The sequence below is a fragment of the Amycolatopsis azurea DSM 43854 genome, from assembly GCF_001995215.1.
Lineage (GTDB): Bacteria > Actinomycetota > Actinomycetes > Mycobacteriales > Pseudonocardiaceae > Amycolatopsis > Amycolatopsis azurea.
The window spans coordinates 34,103-50,371 of sequence record NZ_MUXN01000010.1; the positions used below are offsets into that span (position 1 = coordinate 34,103).

Here is a 16,269-nt window from a genome sequence, read left to right on the forward strand (position 1 = left end):
GCGAGTCACGGGCCCAAGCACGCGAGTTCCGGCTCTGAGCACGCGAGTCACGTCTCTGATCACGCGAGTGGCGCTAGAGAGCGCCGGCCTTCCGAGGGGCGCTGAGACGTCGCACGGCATTCGCGCACGCGAGGGACTCCAGCAACGGCACGGTCCGTTCCCAGCCGAGGCAGGCGTCCGTGATGCTCAGGTCGCGCCGGGGCGGCGTGGACCCGACGTCCTGCCTGCCGTCGGCGAGGTACGACTCGATCATCACCCCGGCCAGCGCGTCGTTGCCCGCCGAGATCTGATCGGCCAGATCCGCGACGACCACGGGCTGCCGGTTGTGGTCCTTGCCGCTGTTGCCGTGCGAGGCGTCGACGACGAGCCGGTGCGGCAGGCCGGCGGTGGTCAGCGCGTCGAGGGCGTCCGCGACGGCGTGGGCGTGATGGTTCGGTTTCGGGCCGCCGCGCAGGACGAGGTGGGCGTCTGGATTCCCGGTGCTGCGCTGGATCCGTGGCCGCCCGTCCGCCGCGGCGCCGGGGAACACGTGCGGCAGCGCGGCCGCCCGGACAGCGGCGACGGCCGTGTCCAGCCGCCCGGAGACGCAGTTCTTCATGCCGATCGGCATCGGCAGCCACGACGCCAGGTGCCGGTGCGGCTGGCTGGCGACGGTCCGCGCGCCGATCGCTCCCCAGCTGATGGTGTCGGCGAAGTAGGGCGCCAGGAACGGGTCGACGAATTCGTACGCCAGCGGCAGCCCGGTCGCGGCGGTGTCGGCCAGGAACCGCCGTCCGATGCGGATGCCGGACGCGAGATCGCCCTTGCCGTCCAGGGTGGGGTCGGGCACCAGGCCGGTCCAGCCCGCGATCGTCCGCGGTTTCTCCAGATAGGCGCGCAGGACGACGACGAGGTCGTCGGCGAAGCGCCCGGACGCCTCGGCGAGCCGCTGCGCGTATTCGAGCGCCCCGTCGGTGTCGTGCACCGAACACGGGCCCACGACGACGAGCAGCCGGGAGTCGCGCCGGGCGAGGACGTCCGCGACGGTTTCGCGGTGCCGGGCGATCTCGTCCGGCACGACGTCGCTCATGGCCACCTCGGCCGGGCTGGGCAGGGTGTCCTGGTCAGGCATCCGCGTGACCTTTCTTCTTGTCGGGGGCGGCCACCCCGGCCCGGGGCAGCCGCGTCGCACCGGCGACCGCCACCACGGCGAGGCCGAGAACACACCAGAACGCGTCGGCGAAGGCCGCGGCGACGTCCGGGCCGCGAGCGGCCAGCCGTGCCTGCAGCACCACGGCCAGCACCGCGGTGCCGATCGAGCCGCCGAGCGTGTTGAGCAGGTTCAGCGCCCCGGCCGCGCGAGGCAGCCGGGCGGGTTCGACCCGGCGGTAGACGATCGTCATCACCGGCGCGCCGATCAGCGCCGTGCCGAAACCGCGCAGCAGCAGGGAGACCACGATCGCCCAGTCCGGGAGGCCCGCGCCGAGCTGGGTGAAGGGCGCGGTGCCGAGGGCGACCAGCCCGATCCCGCTCAGCACCAGGGTGCGCGGCGAGATCCGGTCGACGAGCCGGTTCACCAGGACCGATCCGGCCGCCGCGCCGATGCCCTGGGGCACCAGCAGCAGGCCGGTGTCCCAAGTGGACAGTCCGGCGCCGCGTTGGAGATACAGCGGGAGCAGGAACATCGTGCCGAACACGGATGCTCCGAGCAGCACCAGCGCGAGCGCGGCGACTCCGAACGGCGGTTGGGTGAACAGTCTCGGGTCGAGCAGCGGCACTTCGGCCCGCAGGCCGTGCCGGATGAAGGCCGCGAGCATCACGACACCCAGGGCGACCGCGATCCCGGCGACCACCGGTGTCCCCTGATCGAACCAGGTCAGCCCGAACACCAGCACCGCGAGTCCGGGAGAAAGCAGCAGCGCGCCACGGAAGTCGAACCGGTCGCCCCGGCCGCCGGATTCGCCTGCCGGGACCCAGCGCCGCGCCAGGATCACCGCCACCACACCGACCGGGAGGTTGACGTAGAACAGCCACGGCCAGTCGGCGACGGCGAGGATCGTGCCGCTCGCCAGCGGGCCGAGCACCGGAGACAGCAGTGGCACAAGACCGACGACGCTGATCACGCGGCCGATGCGATCCGGTCCGGCGGCGCGCGCCAGCAGCGCTTGCCCGGTCGGCGGCAGCAGACCGCCCGCGAGTCCTTGCAGGACACGGAAGGCGATGAGCGCGGGCAGGGTCGGCGCCAGCGCGCACAGCAGGGACGCCAGCAGGAACACGGCGACGGCGGTGAGCCAGACGCGGCGGCCGCCGAACCGGTCGGCGAGCCAGCCGGACGCGGGCACGGCGGTGACCACGGCCAGCAGGTACGCCGTGGTCACCCATTGGACGCCGGTGACCGGTGCGCCGAACTCCTCGGCGAGGGTGTCCACGCCGACCGAGACGATCGTGCTGTCCAGCGTCGCCATGAAGGTGCCGAGCACCAGCACGGCCGCCGTGCGCCACAGCGCGGCGTCGATCGGGCGCGCGGTCACCGCTGCCCCACGAACCCGGCAGCGTCGCCGTCCAGCCAGGACGGCAGTTCCCGGAGGAACCGGACGAGGTCGTCGGCCAACGGCTGAGCCTCCCCCGCGTAGAGGACGCCTTCCCAGCCGTCCTCGCCCGGGACGACGGTGACGCTCACGGGGTGGTGCGTCCGTTCGCGGAACCTCGTCCCGGTGACGGTCAGGCCGGGCGCGGGCTCGCGCAGCTTCGCCGGATCCACCGGGTAGTTCTCGAACACCAGCAGGCTGTCGAACAGCCGCCTACGCCCGGCGAGCGACGCGAGTTCGGGCAGGCCCATCCGGTGGTGCCCGGCCATCGCCTGCTGCCGTGCTTGCAGGTCCGCGAGGGTCTCGGCGACCGTCCCGGTGAACCGGGCGCGGACCGGGACGCTGTTGGCCAGCAGGCCGATGATCTCCTCGACACCGTCCACATCGGACGAACGGTTCGAGGTCATCACGCCGAAGCTGACGTCCGGACGTCCGGCGTGGTTCGCGAGCACGGCCGCCCAGGCGCCCTGTAGAAGGGTGTTGACGGTGAGCCCGCGTGCCGCGCCCAGCCGGGTCAGTTCCGCGACCAGCCGACCGTCCACAGTGAACAGAGCGGGTTCGGGCGCACCGCCCGTGCGCGGCAGGTGGTCGCCCTCGGGCAGGCCATCGAGTTCCGCTCGCCAGGCCCGGACGTCGGCGGAGTGATCGGCCGCGGCGAGCAGGCGGGTGTACCGGGTCGGCGGCACCGGCTCCGGCAGCGGTTTCCCCGCGTACAGCGCGAACAGCTCACCGAGGATGCGCGGCGCGGACCAGCCGTCGGACAGCAGATGGTGGCTGGTCAGCACGAGGGTCTGACGGCCGGGCCCGTGCCGCAGCACGGTGACGCGCCACAGCGGCCCGTTCGCCAGGTCGAACGGCTCCGCGAGTTCCTCGTCCAGCGCGGTGTCCACTTCGGACACGTCCGGCACTTCACGGACGCGGAAACCCGCTCGCGGTTCCGCGGGAATGACCTGGACCTCGTGCGACGGCGGGAACACCGCACCCAGGTTCGGCTGCCGTCGCACCAGCGCGGCCGCCGCCGTCCGCAGCGCCTCGACGTCGAGGTCACCGGACAGCGTGAACGCCGCCTGCACCGGATACGGATCTTCTTCCGCGGTCCGGGATTCGCGCAGGATCACCTCCTGCAACGGCGTCAGCGGCAGGACCTCGCCGGGCCCCGGCACGTCGGCGGCGAGTTCGTCCAGCGCGCGGCGGAAATGCTCGCCCAGCACGACGACCTCGTCCTCGGTGAACAGTGCGGACGGCCAGGTGAAGCGGACGCCGAGCGTGCCGCCGTCGGGGACCATCGCGTTCACCGTCAGCGCGTACGGCAGCGGCATCTCCGCGCCGCCACCCGAACCGAGCGGATCGGCGTCCGGCGGCCGCTGCCACGGGGTCTCCGTGACCGGTGGCGCGGGGAACCGGCCGAGGTAGTTCCACGCGATCTCGGGCCGTGGGCCCGGAGCACCGAGGATTCCGTGGCCGAGGCCGTCTCCCGCCGCGCGCAGGTGGTCACGGACGGCCCTCAACGCGTCCGGCAGCGGCCCGGTGGGCGGGGCGATCCGCGCCGGATGCACGGCGGTGAACCAGCCCGCGGTCTGCGCCAGGTCGACAGTGCCCGCGAAGTCCGGGCTGTGTCCCGGCCTCCCGTGGCTCTCGACGGCGACGAGCAGATCGGCCTCCGTCCCCCGCCAGGCGGCGACCGCGCGGGCGAGCGCGGTCAGCAGCACGGTGTCCGGGCCGGTGCGGTACGCCGTGGGCAGGGCGGTGAGCACGGCGCGCGTGGTGTCCGCGCCGACGTCGATCCGGTGGTGCCGCGCGGTCGCCACGGTGTCGCGCGCCGGATCGAGCCGGGTGCGGCCGAGCGGGGTCACCGGCGCGGCGGCGATTCCCTGCCAGTACGGCGTTTCGTCCTCTCGATGCGGAGCGGCGGTGCGCAGCGATCGCGCCCAGCCCAGGAACGACTGCCCGCGCCGGGGCAGGGTGTTGCCGTGGAAGGTCTGTTCGACGTCGTCGAGCAGCACCCGCCAGGTCACCGCGTCGGCGATCAGGTGGTGTGCCACCAGCAGCAACCGTCCCGGCCGCTCTTCGCCCGCGTCCATCAGCACCGCTTGCAGCAATGGCCCGGTCCGCGGGTCCATCCGTGCCACGATCTGCTCGACCTGGGCGTCCAGCGCGGCGCGCGGATCGCCGGAAACCTGGACGGTGGTGAGCACGTCGGCGCTGGTCACAGCCCCGACGTCCGGGACGCGCAGCGCGTCCTCGACCAAGTGCGCGCGCAGGACGTCATGGCGGGCGAGGACGGCGTCGAGCACCGAACGCCAGCGAGGCTCGTCGTCCGCCGAAGGCACACAGATCTCGACCCACTGGCAGAACCCGTCGGCCGCCTTTCCCGCGCGCAGCAGCAGATCGCGCATGATCGGCGTGAGCGGCGCGTCCCCGACGACGTGGGCTTCCTCGGACCGTTCGGGTTCGCCGCACCGCGCGGCGATCCCGGCGACCGTGCCGCCTTCGAAGACGTCACGCGCGGTCAGGTGCAACCCTTCGCGGCGAGCGCGGGACACCACTCGCAGCGAGGCGATGCTGTCCCCGCCCGCGTCCAGGAAACCGTCGTCCAGACCGACGTCAGGACCGAGCAGTTCGCGGACCACGCGCAGCAGCACGGCTTCCGCCGGGGTGGCGGGTTCGCGTCCGCCGTCGGCGCGGGCCTCCGGCGCGGGCAGTGCGGCCCGGTCCAGTTTGCCGCTCGGGCCGAGCGGCAGCCGGTCCAGCGCGACGAAAGCGGTCGGCACCATGTACGCGGGCAGTTCGGCGGCGAGGTACTCGCGCAGCGCGGCCGGCTCGGGTTCCGCGCCGTCCACGGGGACGACGTACGCGACCAGCCGGTCCTCGCGGACGATCACCGCGGACGCGCGGACGTCGTCGTGCGCGGTCAGCGCGGTCTCGATCTCGCCCAGTTCGATCCGGAACCCGCGCAGTTTGACCTGGTGATCGGCGCGGCCGAGGAAGACGATCTGCCCGTCCGGACGCCAGCGCACCAGGTCGCCGGTGCGATACATCCTCTCCCCCGGCGGCCCGAACGGATCGGCCACGAACCGTTCGGCGGTCAGCGCGGCCCGGCCGACATAGCCCTGAGCGAGCTTCGGCCCGGCCAGATACAGCTCGCCGGTGACGTTCGTGCCGACCGGGAGCAGACCGCCGTCGAGCACGTACGCGCGGACCTCCGGGTCCGGGCGGCCGATCGGCAGCGGCCCGGGGTCGGCCGGGTCGTAGTGCCAGGTGACCGAGTTGATCGTGACCTCGGTCGGGCCGTAGGCGTTGAACAGCGCCCGCCGGTTTCCCCAGCGCCGCGCCAGTTCCGGGTCGAGCCGTTCGGCGCCGACGACGAAGAACACGTCCGGGTCGACGGTCGCGTCGTCGGGCATCGCGGACAGGAACGACGGCAGCAGGTTGAGCCCGGTGACCTGGTGTTCGGCGGCGTAGGCCAGCAGGTCGTCGCCGGAGACCCGCACCTCCTCCGGCGCGATCACCGAGGTCCCGCCGGACAGCAGCGGCAGCATGAACTGCCAGAAGGCGACGTCGAAACTCGTCGAGGCGAAATGCAGGTACCGCTCGGCGGCCCCGATCCCGACGATGTCCTCTTGCAGCGCGATCAGGCTCGGGACGCCGCGATGCGGCACCGCCACGCCCTTGGGTTTGCCGGTGGTTCCGGAGGTGTAGATGACGTAGGCGAGCGCGTCCTCGCCGAGCCGGACCGCCGGATCAGTGTCCTCAGTGGACAGATGATCCGGATGGATCACCGGAAGATCCTCGACGTCCGATGTGGACACGGCGGCGGCGGGCTTGATGTCGCCGAGCATGTACGCCAGCCGGTCGGCCGGGTAGTCGGGATCCATCGGGACGTGGACCGCCCCCGCCTTGACGACGCCGAACAACGCGACGACGAGGTCGACGTCGCGGCGCAGCAGGACCGCGACCGGGTCCTGCGGCTTCACCCCGGCCTCGATCAGGCTGTTCGCGAGCCGGTTGGCACGGCGGTCCAGTTCGGCGTAGGTGAGACTCCGGTCGCGGCACACGACGGCTTCGGCGTCCGGGGTCTCGCGGACCCAGCGGCCGAACTCCTCCAGCATGCCGCCGCGTTCACGGCGGGGTTCCGGCCCTTCCCCGAGGCGCAGCATGGCGCGTTCTTCGTCGGCGTCGAGCGCGCGCAGCCGGGAGACCGGTCGCGCCGGATCCGCGACGATCTCGTGCAGAACGGCCCGCAGCCAGCGGCCGTAGGACTCGGCCTCGTCGCGGGTGAAGGCCTGCGGCTGGTAGCCCAGGCCGACGGTGAACTCGTCGCCCGGCAGCACGATCACCGTGAGCGGGTAGTGCGTGGCGTCGGTGATGTCGACCCCGACGAGGTCGAGGCCGGGCGCCAGGGTGGTGCGGGCGCGGCTGGAGAGCGGGAAGTTCTCCATCACCAGCATCGTGTCGAACAGGTCGCCGACGCCGGCCGCGCGCTGGATGTCCGGCAGCCCGGTGTGATGGTGATCGGAGAGCCGGACGCTTTCGGTGTGCACGCGCTCCAGCACGGTGACCGCGGTGTCGGCGGCGTCGAACCGCACCCGCACCGGGATCGTGCTGCCGAGCTGACCGATCATGCGCTCGACGCCGGGGACGTCGGCCGGGCGCCCGGAAACCGGGCAGCCGAACACGACGTCGCGGCGGCCGGTCAGCCTGGCGAGCAGGACTCCCCAAGCGGTCTGGAACACCGTGGTCGGGGTGATGCCGCGTTCGCGGGCGAAGACACGCAGCCGCTCGCTGAATTCCCCGCCCAGTTCCACGATGACGCGCTCCGGACGCTCCACAGTGGACTCCAGGCTCGCCGGTGCGAGCCGGGTGCCCTCGTCGAGTCCGGCCAGCGCCTCGCGCCACGCCTCCAGGGCCGCGTCCGGGTCACGTTCGCCGAGCACCCGGTGGTACTCCGAAAGCGGCGGGGCGACCGGGACCGCCGGACCTCCGCCGAGTTCGGCGTAAGTGGCGAGCAGGCTGCGGCCGACCAGCGGCATCGACCAGCCGTCCAGCAGCGCGTGATGGTTGGTGAGCACCAGGCGGTGCTCGTCCGGCCCGAGGGTCAGCAGCAGGAACCGGATCAGCGGCGGGGTCGCCGGGTCGAAGGGGCGAGCCAGTTCGGCGCGGCACTCGGCGGCGACTTCTTCCGGTGAGGCGCTCGCGAATCGCCAGTCCAGCGTGACGTCGGCGGGCACGACCTGGACGACCTCGCCCGCGTCGGTGGTGTGCAGGTGGACACGCAGCGCGGGATGCCGGCGCAGCACCTCCGCCGCGGCCTCGCGCATGCGGCCGGCGTCGAGCGCGCCGCTGAGCAGGGTGACGGCCTGCACCACGTAGACGTCGGTGTCTTCGGTGCCGCGTGCCAGGGTGTGGAACGAAAGCCCGGTCTGCAACGGGGTCGCGGGCAGGACGTCCTCGACGCGGCCCAGTCGTTCGAGCGCGTCGATGTCGGCCTGGTCGAGGCCGACCAGCGGCAGGTCCGACGGCGTGAGACCGCCGCCGTCCGGGCCGATCCGGGCGGCGTGCGCGGCCAGGGCCTCCAGCGCTTTTGCCCAGGATTCCTGGAGTGCCTCGACGCTTTCGGCGTCGAGCACCCCGCCGGCCGCTGTCCATTCGACGGCGAGCCGGGGACTGCCGCCTTCACGGACGAAGCAGTTCAGCGCCAGGACCTGTTCCAGCGACTTCGCGTCCGGTTCGGTGACCGCGAACGGGTCCTCCTCCGGCAGCCGCCAGCCCGTCCCGGGCAGCGCCGCGAACCGGCCGAGGTAGTTCAGGACGACGTCCGGCGGCGGGACCGCGGCGAGTTCGTCGCGGGTGAGCGGGTCGAGGTAGCGCAGGACGCCGAAGCCGACACCATCCGGCACCGCGCGTTTGGCCTCCTTGGCGGCCCGCAGCAGCTTCCCTGCCGCGTCGCCGCCCGCGAGCGCGCTGGCGAAGTCGGTGGTCGCGGCCACCGCGGCGGCGGGTACGCGCAGCGGATGCTCGGCGGTGAACCAGCCGACGGTGCGCGACAGGTCCAGGCCGTCCTGATCCCGGCCGTGTCCTTCGAGGGACACGGTTTCGGCCTCGACCGGAGCGTCGCGCCACGACCGGAGGGCGAGCACGAGCGCGGCGAGCAGGACGTCGTCCGGTCCGGCACGGTAGGCCGCGGGCAGGCTGTCGAGCACCGCTTCGGTCTGTTCCGGTGAAGCGAGGGTGACCGAACGCCGGGCGGTCGCGACCGTGTCGGCGGTCCGGTCGAGCGGCCGGTGGCCGAGACGCGGGCCGTCGAGGGCGACGCGCCAGTGGTCGAGTTCGCCGCGCCGGGCGCCGGAAGTCCCTTGCTCGGCAAGGAGAAGCGCGTGCTGTCGCCACGACGTCCCGGTGGGTTCGAGCGGTTCACCGGCGCAAGCGGCGCGCAGGTCCGGCAGGAGGACGCGCCAGGAAACACCGTCGACAGCCAGGTGATGGATCAAGATCACGAGGTGGTCGGGCAGCAGCGCGACCCGGAGCACGCCGGCCCGGAGGTCGAGCGACGCCGCGAGGTCCGCCGCGACTTCGACCGGGTCACCGGTCGTCTCGATCACGACGTCGGACGCCTTCACGGCCCCGCGTTCACGGACCCGCATTTCGTCCTCTAAATGCAGGCGCAGGACGTCGTGGTGGTCCAGCAGCGTTTGGACGCCTTCGATCAGCAGGTGGGGCGGAAGGTCCTCGTCGAGCCGGATCGCGGTCCACTGCGTGTATCCCGCGACCGTCGCGACGTCCGGGTGCGGGTCGAGCAGGGCACGGACGATCGGCGGGGCGGGCACCTCGCCGATGGGTTCGTCCGGCGACTCCACCGGACCGCCGATCTCCGCGCTCGCCGCGGCGAGCGCCTCGAAACTGCGGCGGGCCAGCAGGTCACGCGGCCGCAGGTCGAGACCGTGCGCGCGGAGCCTGCTGCTGACGCTGATCGCGGTGATGCTGTCACCGCCCAGCGCGAAGAAGTCGTCGTCCACGGCGACCTCGTCGACGCCGATCACCTCGGCGATCGTCGCGCACAGCAGCCGTTCGCGGTCGGTGGCCGCGGCGCGGCCGGCCGCCGCGCGCGGGGCGGGCAACGCGACGCGGTCGATCTTCCCGTTGGAGGTCAACGGAAGCGCGTCGAGGACGACCACCGCGGCGGGCACGAGATGCTCCGGCACTCGCCCGGCGAGTTCGGCGCGGACGTCGTCCGGGACGACTTCGCCGACGACGTAGCCGACGAGCCGCGGTCCCCGTACGGCGGCGGCGGCCGCGCGCACCCCGGGAACGGCGGCCAATGCGGCCTCGACCTCGCCGAGTTCGACGCGGTGGCCGCGCACCTTCACCTGACCGTCGCGGCGGCCCAGGTACTCCAGCCCGCGGCCGGACACCCAGCGCACGAGGTCCCCGGTGCGGTACATCCGGTCGCCGGGCGCGCCGAACGGATCGGCGACGAACCGCTCGGCGGTGGCGCCGGGACGTCCGAGGTAGCCGCGCGCCAGATGCGGTCCGGCGAGGTACAGCTCGCCGGGAGATCCCGCGGGCGCCGGGCGCAACGCGGCGTCGAGCACTCGGACGGCCGTTCCTGGCACGGCGGTCCCGATGGTCGGTTCCCCGTCGTCCAGCCAGGATCCGGCACCGTCCACAGTGGCCTCGGTCGGGCCGTACATGTTCCGGGCCCGGACACCGGACTCCGCGACCTTCCGCCATAGCGCGGGCGGAGTCGCCTCGCCGCCGAGGACGAGCAGCGCGGGCCGGTCCGGACCGTCGAGCAGTCCAGCCTCGATCAGGGGCGCGGCCATCGACGGCGTGGTGTCGACGACGTCGATCCGGTCGCGGGCGAACGCGGCCAGCAGCTCGTCGGCGTCGCGGGCGACGTCGGTGCCGTAGACGTGGAGTTCGTGCCCGAACAGCAGCCACATCAGCTGGTCGAGCGCGGAGTCGAAGGCGAACGAGTAGGTGTGCGCGACCCGCAGCCGCCTGCCCGCGGCGCGTTCGGTCTCGGCGACCGTGGTCGCGCGGTGATGGCGCAGCAGCGTGGCCAGCCCGCCGACCCGGCCGAGGACGCCCTTGGGGCGGCCGGTCGAACCGGAGGTGAAGATGACGTACGCGAGGTGTTCCGGGTGGCGCTGGATATCCAGCGGCGATGAGTCCAGTGTGGACAGATCCGTTTCGCCGAGGAGCAACTGCGGCCCCGGCACGATCTCCGGGTCGTGGGCGACGGTGAGGACCGCGCCCGCTTCGGCGGCGAGTTCCCGCAACCGTTCGACGGGATGGGCGAGGTCCAGCGGCAGGAACGCGGCCCCCGCGTCGAGCACTGCCAGCAGAACGACGACGAGATCCGCCGACCGCGGCAAAGCCAGCGCGACGACGTCATCGGCCCCGATGCCGCGAGCCCGCAACGCCCGCGCGAGCCGGTGCACACGCGTGACGAGTTCTCCGCCGGTCAGCCGTTCGTCACCGGACACCAGAGCGGCCTGTCCGGGATCGAGCCGAGCGAGAAGTTCAGGTACGTCAAGGAGTTCGCCGTCCGGAGCCGGAGTGGACCACGCCGCCAAGAGTGTGTCCCGTTCCCCCGCCGGGACGAGATCCGCGCCGCCGACGACCGGGCCGTCCGGTTCGGTCAGCGCGGTGATCAGGCAGCGCAGCGCGGTCAGCTTGGCGTCGACGGCTGCTTGGTCATGGGTCCGCGCGTCGACCTCGAAACCGAGCAGCAGCCCGCCGTCGGACGTCGGGAGCACGGACAGGCCCATGTCCTCGGGCGGTCCGCCCGCGACGTTGCGCATGGTGCCGTGCGAACCCGCGAAGTCGAGCTTCAGGTCGAACGCCTTGAGGTTGATGCCGCGGCCGTGCAGCAGCGCCCCGGCGCCGGGCACCGCGAGATCCTGCGGCAGGTCCTCGCCGCGATAGCGCTGATGCGCGCGCATCTCCTTCAACGCGCCCGCGACCCGCGCGGTCAGCCCGGTCCCCGAGTCCTCCGGGAGCACCGTGACCCGCAGTGGCAGCACGTTGACCGCCATCGCCGGGGTCCGCAGCGCGGCGCCTTCGCGGCACATCAACGGCATCGCGAAGACGACGTCGGTCCAGCCGAGCACGCGGTGCAGGAAGGCGGCGTAGCAGGCGATCAGCGCGTCGCCCCAGGTCGTCCCAGCGCGTTTGCCCAGCTCACGCAGGCGTGCCAAGTCCGAAGCGGGCAGCACCGACCGCGCGGTCACCGTGGTCTCCGGAGGGCCCGACGCGCTGCCGCCGTCGTCGAGATCCGGCAACGGCGTGAACCGTTCGCGCCAGTACTCGCGATCCCGCTCGAACCGTTCGCTCTCACGGTATTCGCGATCGGCCTCGACGAGATCGGCGAACCGGGCGAACGTCGAGGGCGGCACGTCCTTCCCTGTCACAGCGGCGGTGTAGCGGGCCGCTGTCCTGCGAGCGAGCATGGCCGCGGTGTAGCCGTCGAACACCAAGTGGTGCCCGAGCTGGGTGAACCACACCCGCGACTCCGAAAGCCGCAGCACGAGGTGGGCGAACAACGGCCGGTCCACCATGCCCCGGCACGCCTCGGCGACCCGTCGGCGTTCAGCGTCCACCCGCGCGTGCGCCGCGGTCTCCGGATCGGCCTCACCACGCAGGTCGACGACGTCCGGTAGCGGCATCTCGTCGTCCGACACGACCTGACGCGGACCGTCAGGCGTCTCGAAGATCCGCAGCCGCAGACTGTCCGCCTCTTCGGCGGTCGCCCGAATGGCTTCCGCGAGCACGACGAGGTCGACAGGCTGGTCTCCCGCGATCTCGATGACGTCACCGACGACGTAGTAGGGCGAGTCGGGCTCCAGGCGCTGCGCGGTCCAGATCCCGAGCTGGGCTCCGGTGAGGGTCAGCATGAGGGCACCACCATCGGGGTTCCGGTCACCGGGTCGGGCACGACGACACTGGGGAGATCGAAGACCTCCTTCATCAGCTCCGCGTCGACGATGTCGGCGGGCGCGCCTTCGGCGACGATCCGGCCTTCCCGCAACGCGACGAGGTGGTCGGCGTAACGGCAGGCCTGGTTGATGTCGTGCAGGACGGCGATCACCGTGCGGCCCTCGTCGCGCAGCCGTGCCAGCAGGTTCAGCAGCTGGTACTGGTGCGCGATGTCGAGGAACGACGTCGGTTCGTCGAGCAGCAGGTACGGCGTCTTCTGCGCCAGCACCAGCGCCACCCACACGCGCTGACGCTGTCCGCCGGAGAGTTCCTGCACCGGCCGGTCGGCCAGCCCCGCCACCCCGGCCGCGGTCATCGCCTCGATCACCGCGCGTTCGTCCTCTTCGGACCACGACGCGAACAGCGACTGGTGCGGGAACCGGCCGCGTGCGACCAGTTGCCGGACGCGGACGTCCTCCGGCGCGACCGGATCCTGCGGCAGGAAACCGAGTTCTCGAGCCAAAGCCTTGCCGTGGAAGGAACCGACGGCCTTGCCGTCGAGCCGCACCTCACCGCTCGCCGGGTTCAACAGCCGGACGAACGCGCGCAGCAAGGTGGACTTGCCGCACGCGTTCGGTCCGACGACGGCGGTGAACGCGCGGTCGGGCACGTCGAGGCTCAGCCGGGTCGACACGATCCGGTCGCCGTAGCGCAGGGTCAGCTCCCGCGCGGTCAAGCGGGCACTCATGTGCGCCGTACCTCCTTGGTGAGCAGCCAGATCAGGTAGCCGCCGCCGATCACGGTGCTGACCACACCGACCGGCAGCGATTCCGGCGCGAGCAACATCTGGGCGGCCAGGTCGGCGCCGGTCAGCAGCACGGCGCCGGTGAGGGCGGCGGGCAGCAGGCCGATGCCGGGTGTGCGGGCCAGCCGCCGCCCGATCTGCGGGGCCGCCAGCGCGATGAACGCGATCGGCCCGGCGACGGCGGTGACCGTGGCGGTGCAGCCGACCCCGATCAGCACCAGGACCAGCCGCAGCCGGTCCCAGCGGACACCGGTGGTGACCGCCAGTTCGCCGCCGAGCGCGGCCTGGTGCAACGCGGGTGCCCGGGTGAACAGCACGGCGAACAGCACCGCGAGCACCCCGAACGGGATGGCGACGTCGTCCCAGCCGACCCCGTTGAGGGAACCGGCGTTCCAGCCGACCGCCGCGATCGCGATCTCGAGCTCGGCGCGCAGCACGATCCACGAGTTGAGCGCCATCAGCATCGCGTTGATCGCGATGCCGATGACGATCAGCCGCAGGCCGGAAAGTCCGCCACCGAGCGACAGCGCGTACACGACGGCCGCCGTGATCACCCCGCCCAGCACCGAACCGATCGTCAGCTGGGTCGACGTCCCCGAAAGCACGGTGATCGCGAACAGCGCGCCGGTGTAGGCGCCGGCGTCGAGGCCGATCACGTCCGGGCTGCCGAGCGGATTACGGGTGATGCTCTGGAAGATCGCGCCCGCCAGGCCGAGCGCGGCACCGAAGACCAGTCCGGCCAGCACCCGCGGCAGGCGCCATTCCCGGATGACGACGCCGGGGCCGCCGCCGGAACCGGTGAGCGCGGCGAACACGCGGGCGGGACTCGCCCACGCCGCGCCGTAGCAGAGCCCGAGCAGCGTCAGCCCGGCGATGACCACGAGCATCGCGACGAGGAACCAGAGGGTGCGGCGTTCGATCCGGGCGGAGAACCGCCCGCGCCGCACGACGAGTGTGCTCGCTTCTTTCACGGTGTTCACAGCGGCGCCGCCCCGTATTTGCGGACGGCCCAGATCAGCACCGGGCCGCCGAGGAACGCGGTCACGATCGCGACCGGGACCTCGCCGGTCGGCAGCAGGACCCGGGAGCCGACGTCCGCGGCCAGCATCAGGACCGGGCCGAGCAGCGCGGCGTACGCGATCAGCCACGGGATCGACGCGCCCGCCACCCGCCGGGCCAGATGCGGCACGATCAGCCCGACGAACAGGATCGGCCCGGCCAGCGCGGTCGCCGCGCCCGCCATCAGCGTGATCAACAGCAGGGTGATCGCCCGGACGCGCGCGACGTTCGCGCCGAGTGTGTGCGCGACCGTCTCACCGAGCGCGATGGCGTTGAGCTGACGGCTCACCGCGAACGCGCCCAGCAGGGACAGGCCGATGACGATCAGCGGGACCGTGGTCGGTGCCTGCTCGCGGCCCGCGAGCGAACCCACCGACCAGAACCGGTAGACGTCGAAGGTGTCCGGGAACAGCAGCCGCAGGCCGAGGGTGAGGCCCAGCAGCACCGCGCTCAGCGCGGTCCCGGCGAGCACCAGCCGCAACGGCGACCGGCTGCCGACGGCGTACACCAGCGTCGAGGCGCCGACGGCGCCCACCACGGCCAGGCCCAGTTCGGCGGGCGCCGACGCGGCGAGACCGAACGACGACCCCACCGCGATGGCGAACCCGGCCCCGGCGGTCACGCCGAGCACACCGGGTTCGGCCAGTGCGTTGCGCGACAGGGCCTGCACGAGCACCCCGCCGACGGCGAGCGCAGCGCCGACCCCGATCGCGAGTACCGCCCTCGGCATGCGGATGTCCAGGACCACGGCCCGGTCACTCGGATTCCCGTCGCCCAGCAGGGCGCGCACGACCTCGCCGGGGGCGATGGCGTGCGCGCCGATGCCGACGCTCAGCACGGCGACCACGACGAGCCCGAGCAGTGCGGCGCCGAGCAGCGCGGACCGCCCGGTGGTGGTCACTTCTGCAGCAGCGGCGCGAACGCCTGGTCGACGGCGTCCAAAGTGGACGTCGCGGCCCGGTAGGTGGCGGCCTCGGTGTAGCGGAAGGGGTAGACCTTGCCCGCCTTCACCGCGGGGAGTTCCTTCCACAGCGGCGAGTCGAGGACGTACTTGACCGGCGCGGGCACGGAACCGTCGGCGCTGACCGAGTAGGTGATCGCGTCGGCCTCGGCGAACGCGGTCGGCAGCTCTTCGATCGACGGGTACTCGCTGACGTCCTTGGAGCCGCCGCCCTTGACCTTCACCTGGCCGTAGTAGGTGGCGCCGATGTCCTGGGCGATGTTGGTGCCCCAGGAACCGTTGAACTCACGCTGGAAGTTGCCCTTGGCGACCTCGCCGTACGCTCCGACGTGACCCAGTTTCAGCTGCGGCACCACGGACTTGTACTTCTCGGCCAGTCCCTTGGCCTTCGTCTCGTACGCGGTCTTGAGCGCGTCGAATCCGGAGGCCGCGCCGGCGGCGTCGGCCTGCTTGCGGGAGAGGTCACGCCACATCGACGGCACCGACGGGCCGATCGCCACGACCGGGGCGATCGCTTCGAGCCGCTTGATGTCGATGTCGGCGAGCACCGGCTTCGGCACGCCGATGACGATGAGGTCCGGATCCGCCTGCGCGATCGCCTCGTAGTTCGTCTCCGACGCCGCCTCGCCCGCGACCTTCGCCAGCTCGTCGTACTTCTTGCGCTCCTGCTCGTTGAACAGCGGGATGCCGCGCTTCCAGCTGGAGACCCCGACCAGCGGCGCGCCGGCTTCGAGCAGCGCGGGCACGGCGTACCCGGTGGCGATGACCCGCTTCGGCGAAACCGGGATGGTGATCTGGCCGTTGTCGGCCGCGAACACCCGCGTCTGGCCGCCTTCGGCCGCCTTGCCGTCTTCGCCGGAGCCACAGGCGGTGGCCGCGGTCGCGACCGTCAACGCGAGCGCGAGCGCTCCGGTGAGCCGGCGAGTTCTAGTGGTGCGCATGGGTTTTCCTCGTTTTTC

Annotated in this window: 7 protein-coding genes; all 7 read right to left on the bottom strand. The window is 72.5% G+C overall.

All coding sequences use genetic code 11. The annotated features are described in order from the left end of the window. Positions 1 to 73 precede the first annotated feature (73 nt). Genes B0293_RS14245 through B0293_RS14275 form a run of 7 tightly spaced genes read right to left on the bottom strand, consistent with a single transcriptional unit; the run spans position 74 to position 16,251 of the window. Positions 74 to 1,111 (bottom strand): 3-deoxy-7-phosphoheptulonate synthase, encoded by a 1,038-nt coding sequence (locus B0293_RS14245; RefSeq protein ID WP_005167328.1) that lies wholly within the window; start codon positions 1,109 to 1,111, stop codon positions 74 to 76. Then, complete coding sequence (locus tag B0293_RS14250; protein WP_005167329.1) at positions 1,104 to 2,510, bottom strand: DHA2 family efflux MFS transporter permease subunit; 1,407 nt, start codon at positions 2,508 to 2,510, stop codon at positions 1,104 to 1,106. Before B0293_RS14250 ends, B0293_RS14245 begins: the two co-directional genes overlap by 8 nt. Continuing rightward, the gene (locus tag B0293_RS14255; RefSeq protein ID WP_005167330.1) at positions 2,507 to 12,463 is read right to left on the bottom strand and encodes a non-ribosomal peptide synthetase; all 9,957 of its coding nucleotides are present in this window, start codon (positions 12,461 to 12,463) and stop codon (positions 2,507 to 2,509) included. The genes B0293_RS14250 and B0293_RS14255 overlap by 4 nt, the downstream gene beginning before the upstream one ends. Further along, positions 12,457 to 13,233, bottom strand: coding sequence for an ABC transporter ATP-binding protein (locus tag B0293_RS14260; RefSeq protein WP_005167331.1), 777 nt, complete (start codon positions 13,231 to 13,233; stop codon positions 12,457 to 12,459). Before B0293_RS14260 ends, B0293_RS14255 begins: the two co-directional genes overlap by 7 nt. Further along, complete coding sequence (locus tag B0293_RS14265) at positions 13,230 to 14,270, bottom strand: FecCD family ABC transporter permease (RefSeq protein ID WP_005167332.1); 1,041 nt, start codon at positions 14,268 to 14,270, stop codon at positions 13,230 to 13,232. The genes B0293_RS14260 and B0293_RS14265 overlap by 4 nt, the downstream gene beginning before the upstream one ends. After that, positions 14,267 to 15,250 (bottom strand): FecCD family ABC transporter permease, encoded by a 984-nt coding sequence (locus B0293_RS14270; RefSeq protein ID WP_005167334.1) that lies wholly within the window; start codon positions 15,248 to 15,250, stop codon positions 14,267 to 14,269. The genes B0293_RS14265 and B0293_RS14270 overlap by 4 nt, the downstream gene beginning before the upstream one ends. Continuing rightward, positions 15,247 to 16,251: an ABC transporter substrate-binding protein gene (locus tag B0293_RS14275; RefSeq protein ID WP_005167336.1), complete on the bottom strand. Its 1,005-nt coding sequence runs from the start codon at positions 16,249 to 16,251 to the stop codon at positions 15,247 to 15,249. Before B0293_RS14275 ends, B0293_RS14270 begins: the two co-directional genes overlap by 4 nt. Between the last annotated feature and the right edge of the window lie 18 nt (positions 16,252 to 16,269).

Coding starts and splice junctions, on each gene's coding strand:
- B0293_RS14275 (WP_005167336.1), bottom strand. CDS start 16,251: ATGCGCACCACTAGAACTCGCCGGCTCACCGGAGCGCTCGCGCTCGCG.
- B0293_RS14260 (WP_005167331.1), bottom strand. CDS start 13,233: ATGAGTGCCCGCTTGACCGCGCGGGAGCTGACCCTGCGCTACGGCGAC.
- B0293_RS14245 (WP_005167328.1), bottom strand. CDS start 1,111: ATGCCTGACCAGGACACCCTGCCCAGCCCGGCCGAGGTGGCCATGAGC.
- B0293_RS14255 (WP_005167330.1), bottom strand. CDS start 12,463: ATGCTGACCCTCACCGGAGCCCAGCTCGGGATCTGGACCGCGCAGCGC.